This is a genomic window from Rhodocytophaga aerolata, assembly GCF_030503435.1.
In the GTDB taxonomy this organism is placed as follows: domain Bacteria; phylum Bacteroidota; class Bacteroidia; order Cytophagales; family 172606-1; genus Rhodocytophaga; species Rhodocytophaga aerolata.
The window spans coordinates 87,050-105,029 of sequence record NZ_JAUKPO010000008.1; the positions used below are offsets into that span (position 1 = coordinate 87,050).

General features: G+C 41.2%; 20 protein-coding genes. 11 read left to right on the forward strand and 9 right to left on the reverse strand.

Annotation, left to right across the window (positions count from 1 at the left end; all coding sequences use genetic code 11):
- Positions 1-47 precede the first annotated feature (47 nt).
- The gene (locus Q0590_RS15610; RefSeq protein WP_302038500.1) at positions 48-809 is read left to right on the forward strand and encodes a DUF72 domain-containing protein; all 762 of its coding nucleotides are present in this window, start codon (positions 48-50) and stop codon (positions 807-809) included.
- Positions 810-829: 20 nt separating this feature from the next.
- On the opposite strand, the gene Q0590_RS15615 is transcribed toward Q0590_RS15610, so the two are convergent.
- On the reverse strand, positions 830-1,693 hold the full coding sequence (locus Q0590_RS15615) for an endonuclease/exonuclease/phosphatase family protein (protein WP_302038501.1): 864 nt from the start codon (positions 1,691-1,693) through the stop codon (positions 830-832).
- 514 nt (positions 1,694-2,207) lie between these two features.
- Here Q0590_RS15615 and Q0590_RS15620 point away from each other — a divergent pair.
- Entirely contained in the window at positions 2,208-2,609 is a 402-nt protein-coding gene (locus Q0590_RS15620) for a hypothetical protein (protein WP_302038502.1), read from the forward strand.
- Between the two features lie 116 nt (positions 2,610-2,725).
- Here Q0590_RS15620 and Q0590_RS15625 read toward each other — a convergent pair whose 3' ends face one another.
- Complete coding sequence (locus Q0590_RS15625) at positions 2,726-3,196, reverse strand: DinB family protein (RefSeq protein WP_302038503.1); 471 nt, start codon at positions 3,194-3,196, stop codon at positions 2,726-2,728.
- Positions 3,197-3,342: 146 nt separating this feature from the next.
- On the opposite strand from Q0590_RS15625, the gene Q0590_RS15630 reads away from it, so the two are divergent.
- The 3 genes from Q0590_RS15630 (at position 3,343) to Q0590_RS15640 (ending at position 5,715) form a co-directional block, all read left to right on the forward strand.
- Positions 3,343-3,996: a hypothetical protein gene (locus Q0590_RS15630; protein ID WP_302038504.1), complete on the forward strand. Its 654-nt coding sequence runs from the start codon at positions 3,343-3,345 to the stop codon at positions 3,994-3,996.
- A gap of 101 nt (positions 3,997-4,097) precedes the next feature.
- Positions 4,098-5,219 carry a porin family protein gene (locus Q0590_RS15635; RefSeq protein ID WP_302038505.1) on the forward strand — a complete coding sequence of 374 codons (1,122 nt, stop codon included), beginning with the start codon at positions 4,098-4,100 and terminating at the stop codon, positions 5,217-5,219.
- A gap of 37 nt (positions 5,220-5,256) precedes the next feature.
- On the forward strand, positions 5,257-5,715 hold the full coding sequence (locus Q0590_RS15640; RefSeq protein ID WP_302038506.1) for a hypothetical protein: 459 nt from the start codon (positions 5,257-5,259) through the stop codon (positions 5,713-5,715).
- Positions 5,716-5,888: 173 nt separating this feature from the next.
- Here the strand turns inward: Q0590_RS15640 and pdxA are convergent, their stop codons facing one another.
- Both pdxA and Q0590_RS15650 read right to left on the reverse strand, forming a co-directional pair.
- Positions 5,889-6,902 carry a 4-hydroxythreonine-4-phosphate dehydrogenase PdxA gene (gene pdxA / locus Q0590_RS15645; protein ID WP_302038507.1) on the reverse strand — a complete coding sequence of 338 codons (1,014 nt, stop codon included), beginning with the start codon at positions 6,900-6,902 and terminating at the stop codon, positions 5,889-5,891.
- 58 nt (positions 6,903-6,960) lie between these two features.
- Positions 6,961-8,400 carry a leucyl aminopeptidase family protein gene (locus Q0590_RS15650; RefSeq protein ID WP_302038508.1) on the reverse strand — a complete coding sequence of 480 codons (1,440 nt, stop codon included), beginning with the start codon at positions 8,398-8,400 and terminating at the stop codon, positions 6,961-6,963.
- 205 nt (positions 8,401-8,605) lie between these two features.
- Between Q0590_RS15650 and rsmA the strand changes: the two genes are divergently transcribed.
- Positions 8,606-9,379: a 16S rRNA (adenine(1518)-N(6)/adenine(1519)-N(6))-dimethyltransferase RsmA gene (gene rsmA / locus Q0590_RS15655; RefSeq protein ID WP_302038509.1), complete on the forward strand. Its 774-nt coding sequence runs from the start codon at positions 8,606-8,608 to the stop codon at positions 9,377-9,379.
- A 178-nt stretch (positions 9,380-9,557) separates the two neighbouring features.
- Here the strand turns inward: rsmA and Q0590_RS15660 are convergent, their stop codons facing one another.
- Positions 9,558-10,478 carry a c-type cytochrome gene (locus tag Q0590_RS15660; RefSeq protein ID WP_302038510.1) on the reverse strand — a complete coding sequence of 307 codons (921 nt, stop codon included), beginning with the start codon at positions 10,476-10,478 and terminating at the stop codon, positions 9,558-9,560.
- A gap of 281 nt (positions 10,479-10,759) precedes the next feature.
- Between Q0590_RS15660 and Q0590_RS15665 the strand changes: the two genes are divergently transcribed.
- Complete coding sequence (locus tag Q0590_RS15665; RefSeq protein ID WP_302038511.1) at positions 10,760-11,170, forward strand: helix-turn-helix domain-containing protein; 411 nt, start codon at positions 10,760-10,762, stop codon at positions 11,168-11,170.
- A 742-nt stretch (positions 11,171-11,912) separates the two neighbouring features.
- Here the strand turns inward: Q0590_RS15665 and Q0590_RS15670 are convergent.
- The 4 genes from Q0590_RS15670 to panB form a co-directional block, all read right to left on the reverse strand.
- On the reverse strand, positions 11,913-12,437 hold the full coding sequence (locus tag Q0590_RS15670) for a J domain-containing protein (protein WP_302038512.1): 525 nt from the start codon (positions 12,435-12,437) through the stop codon (positions 11,913-11,915).
- A 211-nt stretch (positions 12,438-12,648) separates the two neighbouring features.
- Positions 12,649-12,963: a DUF6787 family protein gene (locus Q0590_RS15675; RefSeq protein WP_302038513.1), complete on the reverse strand. Its 315-nt coding sequence runs from the start codon at positions 12,961-12,963 to the stop codon at positions 12,649-12,651.
- A 62-nt stretch (positions 12,964-13,025) separates the two neighbouring features.
- On the reverse strand, positions 13,026-13,718 hold the full coding sequence (locus Q0590_RS15680; protein WP_302038514.1) for an RluA family pseudouridine synthase: 693 nt from the start codon (positions 13,716-13,718) through the stop codon (positions 13,026-13,028).
- A 126-nt stretch (positions 13,719-13,844) separates the two neighbouring features.
- A complete protein-coding gene (gene panB, locus Q0590_RS15685; protein WP_302038515.1) occupies positions 13,845-14,663 on the reverse strand; it encodes a 3-methyl-2-oxobutanoate hydroxymethyltransferase in 819 nt (272 codons plus the stop codon).
- 259 nt (positions 14,664-14,922) lie between these two features.
- Between panB and Q0590_RS15690 the strand changes: the two genes are divergently transcribed.
- From Q0590_RS15690 to Q0590_RS15705, 4 genes are all read left to right on the forward strand, one after another.
- Positions 14,923-15,345: a secondary thiamine-phosphate synthase enzyme YjbQ gene (locus tag Q0590_RS15690; protein ID WP_302038516.1), complete on the forward strand. Its 423-nt coding sequence runs from the start codon at positions 14,923-14,925 to the stop codon at positions 15,343-15,345.
- A gap of 77 nt (positions 15,346-15,422) precedes the next feature.
- Complete coding sequence (locus Q0590_RS15695) at positions 15,423-16,061, forward strand: histidine phosphatase family protein (RefSeq protein WP_302038517.1); 639 nt, start codon at positions 15,423-15,425, stop codon at positions 16,059-16,061.
- A gap of 94 nt (positions 16,062-16,155) precedes the next feature.
- Complete coding sequence (locus Q0590_RS15700; RefSeq protein WP_302038518.1) at positions 16,156-16,527, forward strand: arsenate reductase family protein; 372 nt, start codon at positions 16,156-16,158, stop codon at positions 16,525-16,527.
- A gap of 284 nt (positions 16,528-16,811) precedes the next feature.
- Positions 16,812-17,930 (forward strand): sensor histidine kinase, encoded by a 1,119-nt coding sequence (locus Q0590_RS15705; protein ID WP_302038519.1) that lies wholly within the window; start codon positions 16,812-16,814, stop codon positions 17,928-17,930.
- Positions 17,931-17,980 lie beyond the last annotated feature (50 nt).

The window sequence follows — 17,980 nt, forward strand, 5'->3', positions numbered from 1 at the left end:
ATCATTACAAATGGCTGAGCTGCTTAAGGTAGATAATGTATGTGTAAATGAATCCACAAACAAAACAGTTTCCCTTATATATTGGCACTTCCGGGTGGCATTATAAACACTGGGTGGGTAATTTCTATCCGGCCGGCACCAAACCGGCTAACTTTCTGGCGCATTATCTACAATATTTTAAAACCGTAGAAATTAATAATTCTTTCTACCGGTTACCTTCAATTGAAACCTTATCTGATTGGCGGGAGTCTACTCCGCAAGATTTTCTGTTTACGGTAAAAGCCAGCCGCTTTATTACCCACATGAAAAAACTCAAAGACCCTCAGCAAAGTTTTTCCTTACTGATGGAACGCGTACAGGTACTGGCAGAAAAACTAGGCCCTATTTTGTTTCAGTTGCCTCCTGCCTGGCGTTTTGATGAAGACCGCTTTCGTACATTTCTACAAGCATTGCCCCGCACTTATAGGTATGCCTTTGAGTTCCGTGACCCCAGTTGGTATAACGACAAGGCTTATGCACTTTTGCAAGAGTATTCGTGTGCCTTTTGCATCTATGAGTTGGAATACCACCTCTCCCCTTTACTTGTAACTTCCAATTTTGTCTATATCCGCCTGCATGGGCCAGCCAACAAATACGATGGCAGTTATCGTGATGACGTGTTAGCGCAATGGGCAAGCCGCTGCCAGCTCTGGCTGGAACAAGGCAAACAGGTATATGTATACTTTGATAATGATATGCATGGCTATGCGCCAGTGAATGCCGCTACACTTCAGCGTCTCATGCAGGGCACACTAAAGGCTCTGAAATAGGCCACCTAAATTTACTCTACCTACTTCTTTAGCCGGATCTCCGCTATGACTGGCAGATGGTCAGAAGGGTAGCGGCCATTCTGAGAGTCGGTGAGAATGGCATGCCGGAGCACTTCATACTGATCATTTACAAAGATATAATCAATCCGTTCTCCTAATTTATTAGCTACTTCAAAGGTACTGAAAGAGCCATCAGGTCCGTAATGCCCGGTTTTAGATAGTGTTTTTGCGTCCTTCAGCATGTTGCTGTTAATAATGGTTTGGTAAGGAGCTGCACTGTTGGGTGTATTAAAATCTCCCGTCAAAATCACCGGCAGCTTACCTGATAGTTCTTTTATTTTCTTCACAATCAGGGCCGCGCTTTGCTCCCGGGCTTTTACCCCCACATGATCGAAATGCGTGTTATACATAAAAAAATCCTGGCCTGTAGATTTGTCTTTTAGTTTTACCCAGCTACATACGCGCACAATGGCCGCATCCCAGCCTTTGCTGGGCTTATCCGGCTCTGTCGACAGCCAGAACGTGCCTTTATCCAGTAGAGTAAAGCGGTCTTTGTTGTAAAAAACAGCAGAATACTCACCGGCTTGTTTACCATCGTCACGTCCTGCGCCATACCAGGCATATTGCGGAAGCGCTTTCTCTATATCTTGTAGTTGATTAAACAACACTTCCTGGGTTCCGAACACATCTGGTGCATGATAGGCAATCAGCTGGGTTAGCCGCTCTTTGCGGTTGCTCCACCGGTTGTCGCCATCACCCGGATTGTCGTAGCGCACATTGTACGACATTACCCGCACATTTTCTTTGGCAGACTGGCTGTAGGCAATTGTAATCATGCAGAACGACAAAAATGCCGCGTACATACTTACCACAAGTAGTTTCATAGATCAGGCTTGAAAAGGATATAGGTGTAAAAATAGCTTGACAAATATAGCTGCCAATATAAGGCAAGACTTCCAATTATTTCTAAGGAAATAGAAAATGAATCTGCACCAAGGATAGAATAATAAAAGTAATAATTGTACTATCCAAAGTACTATTGCAGGATATATTAGTTTTTCGCCTTGTAAAATATACACATTCTAGGGTTACCTGCAGCAAGGTTTTCAATAAAGAGCATCTAGGTTTTGAATTGGACAGGTAAATGTCCGCCAAGTGTACGGAAACGAACACAAGTTGTATCAAAAGTAAACAGTGTGTCAGGCAAAAAAGGCCTAAATCAGGCAGAAAACGAGGTTCAAGGTGGTTGGCACAGCAATTGGATTACTGGAAGCAAGACAGCGGACGAAAAGTAGAAGAAAAAAGCTAACAAAAAATACTGAAAGCCGGCTGCAACCTGGATACACAAATAGTAATCTAACAGACAAACAAACACATAAACTTAAAAACACAACAATCATGAAAACGATCAAATTATTCTCTCTTTTAGCCGCTACCGGCATTCTTACTATGAGTATGGGTTTCCCTACCAATTTAACTGAAAAAGGCATAGATGCAGAAAGCTGCACAGAAGCCAGAGTCGTGAAGGTGCCAAAGAAAAAACCGGCAAAAGTTGTACTGGTAGACACCATCGAAGAAGATCCGGCACTGGCTACTACCATGCCTATGTTTGCTGCTAGCTCAGACAAAATCACAGTGAAAGTGTTTGACGCTAAAGGTGCTTTAGTTTTGAATGAACTAGTAAGCATGAGTGATTTCTTAGCAAAAGAGAAAAAAGCAAGCTTACCTGCCGGCAGTACTTTTGTTATGTTCCACGCAAACACAGCCTATTATTTCTTAGAAGCAGGCTTAGCTAAATAAGCCTGGCTTCTAAACTTTAGTACATGTTGCCTTGGCATGGTACTTTCTCCACTACTCTCTACTAATATTTGTTTACTTCCATGTAGTACACTCTCCCTTTCCGATGTATCCATGCTTTATACCAGTTGCTTTTTTAGCAAAACCAGCTGTCCGGCGTGGTACAAATCGTGTTGGATAATTCCCTGTAGCAACACATAGTAGGTGTATGTCCGTCCAGGAACTATCTTATCCAGCAACTCATCTCCGTTTTGTTTTAATATATCTAGTAAATGCTCCTGACTTTGTTGTAAGCCATGTAATGCTTGCTGCCATGCCTGCTCACCGGTTGTACTTACCGGAGGCCAGTCTTGTTCTGCACTAGTAATATCATAAGCGGCATTTCCGCGTACTTTCTCCCAGGTAAAGGTGCGCCAGGCAGTCATATGCAGTACTAACTCCCATATACTGTGAACATTCGCAACCGGCTTTTGGCTGGCTTGTGTGGCGGAGATACCGGTTAAACTGCTCATTACAGAAGGGCCATGCCAAGGTTCGCCGTTGAAGGTGGCTTGCAATAAATGGTGAATTCGGTTGATTTCTGTATTCATAGGAGAACAATGATTAATAGCTATGCCGACAAGATAATGCAAAGTAACTACATGCAAAATGATCCATCGTTTAAAGATAAATAGTCAAGTGTTTGAAACACAGATTTATTTTTAGCATATTTATTAGTTGATACATCTTTTGCATTATGAAATTATTGATTCTTGTTCTTTTTCTGGCATGCCTGCTTTCAGGCTGCGGAGGCTCCCCTGATGACCTGGCTACCGATTCCAGTGCCACAGCCGAAGCTTCTATTAGTTCCGATACGTTCTCTAATTCCGATACGGATGACCTTCCTATGGAATCAGTAGCAATAGCTATAGACCAGGCAGGCATTATTAATGTAGGTATGTCTCTGACAGATGTATACCAATGGTTCGACTCTGCGCAGGTGCAAAAAGTATTGGAGAAAAAATCTGCTAACAACGCAGCGCATGTGTATAGTTTGCTTTCTACAGAGGCGGTTCCTCTCATGATTTTATTTGTTTCTGCTACAGATACTATTACCGGTATTATTATACATAACCCGGCTTATCAAACAGAAAAAGGAATTGGGGTAGGCAGCACGTTTTCGCAACTTAGCCGGGAATACCATATTGCCAGTATCACCGCAACCAAAGACCGGCAGGTAATAGCTACGGTGGAGGAACTACAAAAAAAAGAGATAGAAAACGGAAAAGAAACAACTGTAGCCGTTAAGTTTGAATTAGGCGTAGATTCCGGCAGTGTACTTGTAGAAAACAATGCAGTCGTGCCCAGCTCTATTCCACCTCATATTCAGATTACCAGAATATTTTTGTAACGCGGGTTACCATTGGTAGACAGTACTCACTAAAGCTAATCTGCGCCAGAGAAGATTTTACCTGAGTAAGCCTTTTTGGCTTGTTATTCTGTCTAATTTTTATGTATAAATTGTTACCCTTCCTAGTAACTACTGCTTGCTTAGTTACCGGATTAGCCGGGTGTTCTGAACAAAAAGAGCCCCAACATAACGTTTCTACCCATACCTCCACACCTGTTACCCAAATCAGCCAGCCGGAGCCAGAGGCATCATTCTCTAAAACATTTTATGGCAAGATAGATGGTAACTATGACATTACCCTAAACCTGACCCGGCAAGGTAAGCAATTGAGCGGCACCTATTTTTACAACAAGGTAAAACAACCCATTTCTCTCTCCGGCGAACTAAACGAAGAGGGTACACTTTTTCTGAAAGAGACGGATGCAAAAGGCAACGTAACCGGAATTTTTGAAGGCACCTTAGTTGCCAATTCAGAACTTACCGGTCATTGGCGAAAACCGGATAGTAGCAAACAGTTACCTTTCTTCGTAAAAGAAAACTCAACAGCAAATTCCACGGCAGGCGTAGAGATCACCGAATATAGTTTTTCTGTACAGGGTACAGATAACCGCCTGGCTGATTTTTCTTTTCCCAGAGTTCAGGGTAAGCATACCTCCCAAGTGGTTACTAAAATGAATGAGCAGCTTTCTATTCAAAACCTCACCGACGATACGGAAGAAGCCATTAAAAAGAATTTTGCTGAATGTGCCTGCGGACTGGTGAACAGCAGTTATGTAATAAACTATAACAAGCATGGCATGTTGAGCCTTACAGTGGTAAATGAATGGCTGGGAGCTTATTCTTCGTTCAGTAGCAAATACTTTAATTTTAATACGCAAACCGGTGAGCTTATATCAGTAGATCAGTTATTTGCCCCTGCTGCTTTAGATGAGTTGACAAAACTGGCCAATACTATTTTGCAAAGCCGGATTAGTGAAACAAAGAAAGAAGTAGCTGGCATGGATGAGACAGAATGGGCCAATGAGCTTTTAGCTGATAAACAGTTTACAAAAGCAGATTTGCAAAATTTTACCCTACATGCAGATGGAATTACCTTTTACTATTCCTTTGGATTCCCACATGCAGCTCTGGCTTTAGAGCCAGATGGCGAAATTTACTTCACGTATGAACAACTCCAACATTTTATAGCCCCTAAAGGCTTGCTGGCTGTGGAAAATGAGTAAGCCATGCATCATAGGTAAAAGTTTGTCTATGAAACCTATGATGCACCACTCCAAAACGTCACAAAAATATGCTAATACCGGCATCCAGTATTTTTATTTACTGCCTTTACTCCTATGTAGCTTTTTTGTCTTATACACAACTTTTCGCCCAAACTCTTTATTTGTAAAAATACATGTGCCAAATTCATTCAAGTCGGCACAAAAATTAACGGGTAAAGAAATTTATGGAGAAGCACCATGGATTTTTGTAGGTGAGCCGCTAGACCCAATCAGATGTTTTAGTACTTCAAAATATTCTATCCAGGTAAATGACGTTTTTATTGATTACGACCTGATACCCTTGTTTCTTCACCAATCTTTCCACATCCATACGCGTCATAAAATAGTGATGCTTAAAATAGATAGAAATGTAAAAATGGATGTGGTCTATAAGATCAGAGATAAAATCAAGGAAGAGGGTTCATATTTCCATCTTATTTGCTATGTGGTCAGATAAAGCCTGTTGTACCCTGCTATAATTTAACAGCAACTGCTTACCTACTTCTATGCTCAACCCTGTTAGGTTTCAAAAACCTAACAGGATTGAGGTTGGATGATAATATATTAAAACAGCTGAAACGGATTTTTCTTACTAGGCTGCTTTGTCATTTTGTAGCCGGAGAAACTAAGTTACACGGCTATCACCTCTTTCCGCATGTTTACAATGTCTATGGCCAGGAAGATGGCTTCACGCATAGAGGTTTCGCTGGCTACATTTTTTCCGGAAATGTTGTAGGCTGTACCATGGTCTGGTGAGGTCCGCACAATGGGCAAACCAGCTGTATAATTGACACCACTTTCAAACGCAATCGTTTTAAATGGAATAAGTCCCTGGTCGTGGTACATGGCTAGTACGGCATCATATTTTTTGTAGCTCATGGTGCCAAAAAAGCCGTCTGCAGGAAAGGGTCCAAATACCATATTTCCTTTGTGTTTCAATTCCTGGATAACCGGGGTAATAATCTCCTGCTCTTCATTTCCCAGTAAACCTTCTTCCCCAGCATGGGGATTTAAGCCAAGCAAAGCAATCTTAGGTTTCTGAATTCCAAAATCACGCTTCAGTGTTTGCAGCAAGATAGTGGCCTTGCTTATAATTTTTTCTTTCGTAATCGACTCTTTTACAGCTCCCAAAGGTATATGCCCGGTAACTACCCCTACCCGCAAACCTTCGCTTACCAGCAACATCAGGCTGTCTTGCACGCCAAATGATTGGGTAAAATATTCTGTATGCCCGGCAAACTTAAACTCTTCGTTCTGAATATTAAATTTATTGATAGGTGCCGTGACAATGGCATCTATGTGTTTATTCTGCAAATCTGCAACCGCCGACTTCAACGCAATAAAGGCGTTCTGTCCGGCTTCTGCGGTTACTTTACCAGGTTGTATCTCCAGATTTTCGTTCCAGCAGTTAAGAACATTGGTCCGTTTAGGGCTTATCTGGTCAATGCTTTTCACCGGATGCAAGGTCCACTCCTCCAGATTCAGCAGTTTACGGTATTTAGAAAGCACCTTTACCGAACCATAAATTACCGGTGTACACATTTTTAATATGGTATTGTTAGAAAGGGCTTTTAAGGTAACTTCTGGGCCTACTCCATTAAAATCGCCAAGGGTTATCCCAATAATCGGTTTGTGTTCAGACATACAGGAATGTAATAATTTTAAAATTTAAGATTTAGAAAATGCACTACACCATTTTCACTTAACCTACGCTTGACTTCAGAAAATGATACAGCAAACGCACGCCCAGGCCTGTTCCATTTTTTCCCCGGTAACTATCCGGACTTGTCAGGAAAGCCCCGCCAGCAATATCCAGATGCAGCCAAGGATAGCTGATAAAATGCTCCAGAAACTTGCCAGCTGTAATGGCCCCGGCATCTGGCCCACCCAGGTTTTTAATATCTGCAATACCGGATTCTATCTGGCTACCATACTCCTCCCACAGAGGAAACTCTACCAGGCGTTCGTATACTTCGTTGCCACTTGCCTCAAATGCTTTTTTTATCTCATCAGAAGCAGTGCCCATGTAGACAATACCTTCTTTGCCGATGGCTTTGGCGGCCGAACCAGTTAGTGTGGCCAGGTCTATTACTAACTGCGGATTGTATTTGGCAGCAAAATGCAAAGCATCTGCCAGAATGAGCCTTCCTTCAGCATCCGTGTTTAGCACCTCTACAGTTTTGCCGCTGTACATGGTAATAACATCCCCAGGTGTAATGGCATTTCCATCGGGGCGGTTTTCAGTAGCCGGAATCAGGCCCACTACGTGTACAGGTACCTGATTTTTAGCCAGGGCATACATCGCTCCTACCACGGCCGCCGCACCCGCCATATCACTCTTCATCAGATCCATAGAATTTGGGGTAGGTTTCAGGCTTAAGCCACCTGTATCGTATACTACGCCTTTGCCAACGAGAATATACGGCTGACTGTTTTTTGCATCCGAGGGCTTATATTCAAGTATATTAAAAGTAGGGGGATTAGGGCTACCCAGATTCACGGCCAGTAAGCCGCCCATTTTCAGGCTGGCGATTTTGCTTTCATTTAATACTTCTACAGCAAACCCGGCTTCTTCTCCAAGTTGGCTAATATCTTCACTTAATTGTTCAGCAGTCAGGTAAATAACCGGCTCATTCACCAGATCGCGGGCAATGCAGGTAGCTTCGATTAAGTTACGTATTTCTTCTACTCTCTCTTGTGTTAGTCCTTTCCCATAAAGCCTGATTTGTTTCAGTTTTGTCTCTTTTTTGTCTTTGTCAGTCTTGTATTTGAGAAAATCATAACTGCCAAGCATTAAACCTTCGCATAAAGCCAGTACATCTTCCGGATCGTCTGTGAAAGAGGCCAATTGTAAAGATTCCAGTTTTAGCTGACTTACTTGTTTAAATAGGTCGGCTCCAGTTTTACGTAAATTCTCTTTGCGGCGATAGGCTATATTTTCTGCTTTCGGTTTAATAAAAAAAAGTTGTTTTACGTATTGATTAATGGAAATCAGGGCTGTCTCAGCAGATAATCCTTTTTCTACATATTCTTTTTCGGGTTCGCTTTTGTAAAATCCAGAAACTGCCGACCCATCGGTGAACAGCAGCGCTGTGGATTCTTTATCAGAAAGCGACGATATATAAGAGATTGTGATAGACATAGTATGTTATGAGTAGATAGAAACGTTCCAGGAAACCTACCCGGCCGGGCAAGTGTGAAATTTAAATTTGCCTGTGCTTAAACTTCCTTATTTTTGGGGGTGCAATATAGCAAATTAACCAATGAATGCGTGAGAAACGGAAAGAAAGTATCGCTAACCCATTCTCTTTGCTGTTATATGTCACGTTTCACTCAATCGCCTGTTCATGAAAGTAAAACCCAAAAAACATTTAGGTCAGCACTTCTTAAAAGATAAGCAGATAGCCGAAAACATTGTAAATTTATTATCCCTGCATGGCGGGTATACAAAGGTACTGGAAATTGGCCCTGGCATGGGTGTGCTTACCGATTTTCTCATTACCCGGCCTGACTACGAAACCCACCTGATAGATATTGATGCGGAATCCATTGTGTATCTGAAGAAAAAATATCCACAACTGCAAAACCGCATCATTCAGGGCGACTTTCTGAGGTTAAATCTGGATACGTTGTTTGATGAACCTTTTGCCATAATTGGGAACTTCCCCTACAATATTTCCTCGCAGATTTTATTTAATATTCTGGATCATAAAAATAAGGTGCCTGAGGTGGTGTGTATGCTGCAAAGAGAAGTAGCTCAACGGCTAGCCTCCCCTCCTGGCAATAAAGAGTATGGTATACTGAGTGTGCTGCTTCAAGCATATTATACTATCGAGTATAAATTTACAGTCCATGAAGGGGTGTTTGATCCGCCTCCCAAAGTAAAATCCGGGGTTATCCGGTTGTTACGGAACAGTGTTGAAAAATTAGACTGTGACGAAAAGCTATTCAAGCAGGTAGTGAAACAAGGGTTTAATAACCGGCGAAAAACGTTGCGGAATGCGTTAAAACCTTTGCATCTGCCAGAATCTATGCACACACATCCTTTGCTAGATAAGCGGGCGGAGCAGCTTAGCGTCGCTGATTTTATTGAACTAACGAAACTTGCTAAAGAGGCATAAATTGTTCCATCTTGGCATTCTTATGACGACCTTTATTAACTTAATAGCTATAGGTAAAAATGAAAAAGAGTAGCTAAATGCTACTCTTTTAGTTTGCACAGAAAATTTACTAATCAGCCATTTATATTGTTAGAATCCTTATAGCATGGTTATTCTTTAAACTCTCCTGTAAGCAGACTTACTCTGCGCTTGTTTGCAAATTCTGGCTGCCTGGCAGTGTTTGCAAATACCGGAAGATGGCTTTCATTTCGTCATCTTTGAAGTTTTTAGTCGCTTCCCAAGGCATGTCTTTGTTATCTATCTGCCGGCCATCCGGACGCTTCCCTGTTTTCAATACAGTCATAAACTGTTCTTCTGTCCATTTACCTAAATCGCCGGTAGATGTAATGTTGGCGGATGCTTTCATACCTGGAATGGGCATCTCCTGACCTTTAAAGTCTTGACCATGGCAACCAGAGCAGCCAACAGCCAAATATTTTCCATATTCCGCATTTACGGCAGGTTCTATTTTATCTACTACCTCTTGGGTATGATCAATTTTTTGTGCACTGGTGAGCATAGAAAGAGGGCCGGCAATGTATAATACTCTGGCCAGTGGTTTCAGATTATGTACAGGCAATTCATTATCTACTGGAGGTAAGCTTTTCAGATAGCCTATCAAATTTGCTAGGTCAGCATTGCTCATAGGAAAGAACTCATTAGAAGGCATAACCAGTAATGGTTTATTATCTGTACCAACTCCATGACGAATGGCTTTTACCCAATCTTCAGGAGTAAAAATTTTGCCAATTCCGCCTTTTCCAGAGGTTAAATTAGAAGCAACTACTTGGCCCAGACCCGGATCATCAATAAATACTTTTCCTGCCAGATCTTTTCCATGGCAGTCCTGACATCCTCTGATGGCTAATATGTGTTCACCCAATGCCAGACTAGCCGAGTCGGTAGGAATGGCCAGTTTCACAGGCGTAACCTGGTATACCTGATTTAGCCTCTGTTCAGATTGATAATAAATTACGCCATAAGCCGCCAGTAACAAAAGTACCAGTGCCCCTACTACGCGGAGAGTCCATTTAAGAATAATACGGAATTTGCTTTTCATATACTAGGAAATAGTTTATTGTTTTATGTGTTCGATTGTTAGCTATAGAATAAATTTTTGACGGGTGCAAAGCATTGAGAACTAAGGTCTGTTTGCATGTTGAGCTTTATGAAAGGCCGGAATGCAAGTAACCCTATACCCAAAACTTTTTTTAATTCTTTTACCGAGGATGTTAACTTTTATAATACAAGTATTTCATTTGTAAAATTTTTATTTACATTCCTTTTCCCTACTTTTGTAGAACATGCCTAAGTTCACGTTAAGAAACTATGTTTTTGCCTATGGAATCACTGCATAACGAAGTGGCTATTGGTCAGAAAATTAAGGAGGTGTTTGATGCAAGCGGAATCAAAATCGGAGATTTTGCAGATAAACTTGGCATGGTCAGGCAGAACGTTTACCGCATTTTTGAACGTACCAATATTGATACTGGCTTACTGATCCGCATTTCTGAATTACTGGAACACGATTTTTTTCAATATTATATAAAGCCTGCTGCACAACAGGTACTAGAAACGCCTGACAATAAACCCACAACTAGTAGCCTACCTACTGAGGAAGCTTATACTGAACTAGCTTCTGAGCTGGCAAAAACAAAAGCTGAATTAGCATTGGCCACCAAAGAAATAATGTATCTAAAAAAGATCATCGACTTAATGGAAGAGCGGGCAAATTGGCTAAGTACTAAATGAAAGGTGATCTTTTCTTAAAATCTCCGCTTTTGCAGCAACTATAATGTACATTTTCAGACAGGCACATTTCACAAAGATGTAAAAACAATTTATTCTACAGACTCCTACCAAATACATAATTTAACATACGTTATCCAATAAAAAACCCGGCCTCTGCAGAGATCCGGGTCTATAGGGAATAAATTGATAGCTACAAGCTATGTAACCTTATTTGCTACATAAGCTGATCTATTGGATTTTGGTTTATGGGTATATGAGTAATTTGTTGGCTTTTTACAGAATCAAGCAGCTAATACTAAAATAAACATCACGCCAAGTACCAAATACGATAGAAAATAATAAGTGAAAGTTAAATGTTTAGAGGTTTCCATAAGTTTATTGTTGCAAGTTCTATGAGGTATATGCTCTCTTAAAGATGTAGTTCAACTCTTCCTCTAGCTACTTTGCTTTCCTATTATGTAAACTACCATGCAACATTAACACTTAAACTTTAAATACGCAACAAAAAGTAAAAAATAATTTTACAAAACCCTTTAAAATGTAATACATAAATTTACAAAAGAATCTAAGCAAATAGAGTGTGTAAAAAATACGATTTGCCTGCAAAGGGTAGCTAATAAAAAACAATACAATCCCTGCTCCCCATAGACGGGAGAAATAAGGAGCTAGAAATGTCAATGAAGTAGAATTAAATAAAGGTGTATAGTTGTTTCATCAAGCGTTGTTTGGGTTTAGGTGTTTACTAAAAATACTGGCTTACCTCGTTGGTTAATTTAAACACACTGCTCATTGCCGCTATACCTACGAAAATAACCGGAAACATATACAGGGCCATTATCTGATTTTCGAACATCATCAGAAAAGGAGCCACCATAAAACCAACAGCAATCAGTGCACCCATCAGGCAAACCAGATATGTAATAATCTTAAACGGCATATACCAGCTGGATTGCTTGAATAGTTCATTATTCCGCTTAAACTCTTCGTACTGCATTTTAGCAAAACGGGCCGCTTTCTCCTGAGGGGTTTCCTGCCGGTAGGAATAGTAGGTTTGCTGCTGATAAAATACCCAACCTGAATTGTAATAATAATTATTGGAAAGTAGTTGGTATGCCTGGCTCACGCGCAGGAATTCCACAAGTGCATCGGCTGAATGATTAATATCCGGATGAAAGGCCTTCGCTTGTTTCCGGTAGGCACGTTTGATCTCCTCGGTAGATGCTCCTGGCGGAAGATCCAGAATCTGATAGCATTCTTCAATAGACATAGGAATAGGATTTATCGCCCTAACAGCCTTTTGGGGAAAGGATGCGCAGGTTGTGGTTAAACAAATCGACTTCTCGAACTACTCAGTTAATCAAACACCTATGTCAGTACTTATTGTGCAAGATACGCTATTTTTACCTGACAGATATAAATATAGTGCATTTTATTGGCAAATTAATATAACATAATACTGTTTCGGCCTATATAAAGTTTTACCGGGTAAAGATTTTTTTTATGCCATGTAACATTCTTTTTTCGAACTTCCAGAAGAAAGCAAACTGGCCTAACAAAAAGCCATACATCAGCAGCAACACCTGGTAAGCCGGCAGAATAGTGACCATCCAGACAAGCGTTCTAATCCAGAAGGGTGTATCGGCATCTATGCCCAGTAACGCAAAAACAGGCCGTTTAATATACATCGACGAAAAACCGGTGAGAGCAAACACCAGAAGGATAACCAGCACTTGCCAGATACTGTTAACTCCCCACCGTTTTTGTAGTTTATATAAGAAATTATCCTCTTGCATGTGTTTGTGTGTTGTATTACTAATACTTACCACTATTGCTATAGACGTAAATTAGAGCTTCCTTAGGATTTTTCAAATTGTTTCCAGAGTACATCTTCTGGCAGTGGAGCCATACAGACAATTTGCTCTTTCTTTACCGGATGAATAAATTCCAGCTGCCGGGCATGCAGGTAAATCCGTCCCTCCGGTTGTACTGGCACACCGCCATATTTGCTATCTCCACGGATGGGGCAGCCCATACTGGCCAACTGTACCCGAATTTGATGCGGTCTTCCGGTAACTGGATTTACTTCCAGTAAGTAATTTCCTGACAGCTGAGTTTGCAAGCGGTAATGCAGGCGGGCCTGTAAACTGCCCGGAACTTCTCTGGCATAGGCCGTAGTTATATTTTTTTGCTCATTTTTTACCAGCCAGTGTACCAATTCTCCTTGTAGGGCAGCAGGTTTGCGGGTAACCACAGCCCAATATATTTTTTTAATTTCCCGGCTTTTAAATAATTCATTCATCCGCTGCAACGCTTTGGAGGTACGGGCAAATACAACTAATCCACTTACTGGCCGGTCCAGGCGGTGTACGGTTCCCAGAAATACGTCTCCCGGTTTGTTATATTTCTCTTTGATGTAGCTTTTTACCAGATCTAACAAAGGAACATCGCCGGTTTTATCGCCTTGTACTAGAATTCCGCTTCGTTTATTTACCACGATCAGGTGGTTATCTTCATACACAACACGAAAAGCATCGCCGGCACCGGGCATAACATACACAGTTAAGTTAATTTTTGCTGATTTAAATAGGTAGTCTTTTGTCTTGGGAAATATCCATTCGTAGTTCAGCAGACTAGGAGGTAGTTTTTCACCTGAAGCAACAGTATGTCTTTATAGCTAATATCCTTCTTGTTCTGTAGGAAATTCTTTGTTCTTTACATCCGCAATGTATTGGCTGACAGCTTCTGTCATAATTGTATGTACATCAGCGTAGCGGCGCAGAAACTTTGGATTAAAATCTTTGGTAATGCCCACCAGGTCATGCAGCACCAATACCTGTCCATCCACGTGAGGACCTGCGCCGATGCCAATCATAGGAATTTTCACTTCTTCCGCCACCCGTTTGGCCAGGATAGCAGGTATTTTCTCCAACACAATAGCAAAACATCCACATTCTTCTAGCATTTTCGCATCGGCAATCAATTTGTTGGCTTCTGCTTCTTCCCTGGCACGTACGGCATACGTACCAAATTTATAAATGGACTGCGGAGTTAATCCCAGATGGCCCATTACTGGTACGCCAGCACTCAGCACCCGGATTACTGATTCTTTTATTTCCATGCCGCCTTCCAGTTTAATGGCATGCGCCCCGGATTCTTTCATGATCCGGATGGTCGACCGCAACGCTTCAGATGAATTGCCCTGGTACGAACCAAAAGGCAGATCTACCACCACTAAAGCTCTTTTTACTCCTCTCACCACCGAAGCCGCATGGTAAATCATCTGATCCAGGGTAATAGGCAAGGTAGTTTCATGCCCGGCCATCACGTTTGAAGCAGAATCGCCCACCAGAATAATATCCATTCCGGCTCCATCTACAATACGGGCCATGGAAAAATCGTAGGCGGTAAGCATGGAAATTTTTTCTCCCCGGCCCTTCATCTCCTGCAAGATATGGGTAGTTATTCTTTTGATCTCCTGGCGATGTACTGACATACAAGTAAATATGGAAATGTGAAAATGAAAATTTAATAATTTGGAAATGCTATTATGTATCCCATCCTGAAAAAGATGTTGCTGCTAAACTTTCTTTAAACCGGTGGCCATATACTTCTCATGATAAAAAGAATAAGTGCTTACCCCCGCACCAAAATTAAGGTAAATATTCAAATTTCCGGGTACTATGCATAAGTTCTGCCGCACTTTCTTCATTTTTACGTTTTTCCTGTTTTCACATTTTCAAATTTCAGCTACTATGCTTGTCTTCCAGAAAGAAATACGCTTACCAGCCTATAAACGAGGTTTTCACCTGATTACAGATACTATTGTAAAAGAATTTACAGACCTTACACACATACAAACAGGCATTTTGCAAGTGTTTATTAAACACACCTCTGCGGGCTTAACTATTAATGAAGATGCTGACCCAACGGTACGGGCAGATTTTGAAAGCCATTTCAACCAGATGGTACCCGAAAATGCTCCGTATTACCGCCACAACACCGAAGGGCCAGACGATATGCCTGCTCATATAAAAGCATCACTCGTAGGTTCTTCTGTAAGCATACCTATTACTGGCGGCAAACTTAATATGGGCACCTGGCAGGGAATTTACCTGTGTGAATACAGGAATCAGGCTTCTTCAAGAAAAATTGTTGTAACTGCCTATGGGATTTAGTAGGTGCGGCTATACAGAATCTGAGAGAATCCTGCTATTTTTGCCCACTTTCTTCTAAATATAAATACACTAGTCCTTTGAACCAGAAAACGATATATCTTATACGCCACGGGCAAACCAATTATAATCGCATGGGCATTGTTCAGGGCGGGGGTATAGACTCTGATTTGAATGAACTTGGATTGCAGCAAGCACAAGCCTTTTTTGAACATTATCAACACATCCCGTTCGATAAAATCTATACTTCTACCTTGAAACGCAGCATTCAATCGGTGAAGCAGTTTATAGATAAAAATATACCCTGGGAACAGCATGCTGGCCTGAATGAAATTAACTGGGGGCACCGGGAAGGAACCAAAATTACCCCCGAAGAAGATGCCTACTATTACTCGGTTATTGAATCATGGAGTAAAGGGGAGATAGATTTACGCATAGATGGCGGAGAAAGCCCCACAGATGTAGTAACCCGCCAAAAACCTGTTCTGGATCTGATACTATCTCGTCCCGAAGAAAAAAACATTCTCATCTGTATGCATGGCCGGGCTATGCGCATGTTTCTCTGCCTCATGCTTAACTACCCGCTTCAATGTATGGATGTATTCGAACACCAGAATCTTTGCTTGTATAAGCTGCATTATTCGGGCAACATGTTTACCGTAGAATCGTACAATGATGTGACGCATTTAGGCGGATTGGATATACCAACAATTAGTTAAGGTGTACAACCTAAAAATGATTGGGCAGCTACACCTTAGCTGCTTTTCAGGTTTAGTTGTCTGCCCATTTACATTCACTTCAAATACTGAAATCATGGATTTTAATAATCAAACCGTAACCATCTTTTATAAAGGAAACAAACGTTCGGATGAAGAGGCCTTAGGCTATGCCCGTCCGTTAAAACCCCACAGCCTCGAAATTGACTTAACTAAGGACAATATTACGAGCACACAGCTGATGGAAATTGCCAATAAGTTAGGCGTAAGCGTTGGCGAACTAGTAGACCGGGAATCTGACATGTACAAAGAAAAGTACAATGGAATGGATTTTGACGACAATAACTGGCTTACCTTGCTTACACAAAATCCGGAGTTGCTCCGTACACCTATTATATTTAACGGAGATCAAGGCATTATTGCTGAGTCGGGCCGGGATGTAATCAAATTCGGAACAGCCCAGAAATAATGACCATTGACGAATGATTAATGAACAAGTTGTTACTCATTAATCATTCGTCATTATTTATTCATTCTCACCCCTTTTTATCTTCCTTTTATCTCCTTAATTTCCCCTTTCCTGTAATACTATTTTCGGTTGTTTCCAATTAATAGTAACTTTAAATAAATATTTTTTTGCTTTATAGTAAAGCTCCAAATATTGTTTGGAAAAAATTAGTACTCTTTATCAGGCATACGCATACTATTGCAGGTAACCATGACTGATGCATATAATACATATTTATGAAGAGAATGGACAAAAGAAAAGTCTACTGGCTTTGTCAGATTGGTGGATGGTCAGCTTATAGCTTAAATGAACTGGCCTTATATAGTTTTAGCTTCGGCTATAGTGATGGGTTGCTGATAAATGCTATTGTTACCATTGTGTTGGGTATATGTATTACGCACCTGTACCGTCTGGCCATTAAACGTCTCTCCTGGCTAGATCTTCCTCTGAGCCAACTCATTCCACGTATTGCGGCCTCTGTTATGTTTATGGCTATAATAATGGTTATGCTGAGTGTGCTGCTGGATTACTACACCGTACCGGACATACGCAAATATTTCTCCTTAACTTCCATGGTATTTTTTGTGATTAGCTGGGGAAAACAGTTGCTCTTATGGTCAGTTATTTATCATTTGTTCCAGTACTTTGAGCGTTCCAAGAAGAATGAAGTAGAAAAAGTAAAGCTCTCTTCTTCAGTTAAAGAATTTGAAGCCAAAATTCTCCGTTCTCAACTTAACCCGCACTTCATGTTCAATGCCCTGAATAGCATCCGGGCACTGGTGTTAGAAAATCCGGAAAGAGCCCAGATATCGGTTACCCGTTTATCAAATATTTTGCGCAACTCCCTCCTGGCCGACCGCCGCCGTACCGTTACCCTGGAAGAAGAACTAAAAACCGTACAGGATTACCTGGCTCTGGAAAAAATACGCTACGAAGACCGCTTAAATGCACAGCTGAATATAGAACCTTCCACCCTTTCTGTGCAAATCCCTCCAATGATGGTACAAACCCTGGTAGAAAATGCAGTAAAGCATGGGATTTCCAAGCCTCTAAAAGGCGGATTTATTACCGTAGATTCAACAATTAAAGGAGATTTTGCCTATATTTTGATCAGAAACACAGGTATATTGCAGCAGGTAAACTCCGATGGATTTGGCCTGGTAAATACTACCCAGCGGCTGGCGCTTACATTTGGCAGCCAGGCGCACTTTGAAATAAAACAAGAATCTGCCGAAGTGGTATGTGCACAGTTAACTATTCCGCTGGCATCTGCACAGGAAGCACCTAAAAATCAGATTTTAAGCAGAAATAAGCAATTGATAAATACGCCATCGGCTACAAGTATTCAAGGAAAATTAGCGTGACTCTTGAGTTATACTCCTAGCCCAGAATAATTATATAACCCTGTTAAACC

Bases quoted from the DNA above. Each gene is read 5' to 3' on its own strand.
- Q0590_RS15610 (WP_302038500.1), top strand. From the start codon at position 48: ATGAATCCACAAACAAAACAGTTTCCCTTATATATTGGCACTTCCGGG.
- Q0590_RS15615 (WP_302038501.1), bottom strand. From the start codon at position 1,693: ATGAAACTACTTGTGGTAAGTATGTACGCGGCATTTTTGTCGTTCTGC.
- Q0590_RS15620 (WP_302038502.1), top strand. From the start codon at position 2,208: ATGAAAACGATCAAATTATTCTCTCTTTTAGCCGCTACCGGCATTCTT.
- Q0590_RS15625 (WP_302038503.1), bottom strand. From the start codon at position 3,196: ATGAATACAGAAATCAACCGAATTCACCATTTATTGCAAGCCACCTTC.
- Q0590_RS15630 (WP_302038504.1), top strand. From the start codon at position 3,343: ATGAAATTATTGATTCTTGTTCTTTTTCTGGCATGCCTGCTTTCAGGC.
- Q0590_RS15635 (WP_302038505.1), top strand. From the start codon at position 4,098: ATGTATAAATTGTTACCCTTCCTAGTAACTACTGCTTGCTTAGTTACC.
- Q0590_RS15640 (WP_302038506.1), top strand. From the start codon at position 5,257: ATGATGCACCACTCCAAAACGTCACAAAAATATGCTAATACCGGCATC.
- pdxA (WP_302038507.1), bottom strand. From the start codon at position 6,902: ATGTCTGAACACAAACCGATTATTGGGATAACCCTTGGCGATTTTAAT.
- Q0590_RS15650 (WP_302038508.1), bottom strand. From the start codon at position 8,400: ATGTCTATCACAATCTCTTATATATCGTCGCTTTCTGATAAAGAATCC.
- rsmA (WP_302038509.1), top strand. From the start codon at position 8,606: ATGAAAGTAAAACCCAAAAAACATTTAGGTCAGCACTTCTTAAAAGAT.
- Q0590_RS15660 (WP_302038510.1), bottom strand. From the start codon at position 10,478: ATGAAAAGCAAATTCCGTATTATTCTTAAATGGACTCTCCGCGTAGTA.
- Q0590_RS15665 (WP_302038511.1), top strand. From the start codon at position 10,760: ATGGAATCACTGCATAACGAAGTGGCTATTGGTCAGAAAATTAAGGAG.
- Q0590_RS15670 (WP_302038512.1), bottom strand. From the start codon at position 12,437: ATGTCTATTGAAGAATGCTATCAGATTCTGGATCTTCCGCCAGGAGCA.
- Q0590_RS15675 (WP_302038513.1), bottom strand. From the start codon at position 12,963: ATGCAAGAGGATAATTTCTTATATAAACTACAAAAACGGTGGGGAGTT.
- Q0590_RS15680 (WP_302038514.1), bottom strand. From the start codon at position 13,718: ATGCCCGGTGCCGGCGATGCTTTTCGTGTTGTGTATGAAGATAACCAC.
- panB (WP_302038515.1), bottom strand. From the start codon at position 14,663: ATGTCAGTACATCGCCAGGAGATCAAAAGAATAACTACCCATATCTTG.
- Q0590_RS15690 (WP_302038516.1), top strand. From the start codon at position 14,923: ATGCTTGTCTTCCAGAAAGAAATACGCTTACCAGCCTATAAACGAGGT.
- Q0590_RS15700 (WP_302038518.1), top strand. From the start codon at position 16,156: ATGGATTTTAATAATCAAACCGTAACCATCTTTTATAAAGGAAACAAA.
- Q0590_RS15705 (WP_302038519.1), top strand. From the start codon at position 16,812: ATGGACAAAAGAAAAGTCTACTGGCTTTGTCAGATTGGTGGATGGTCA.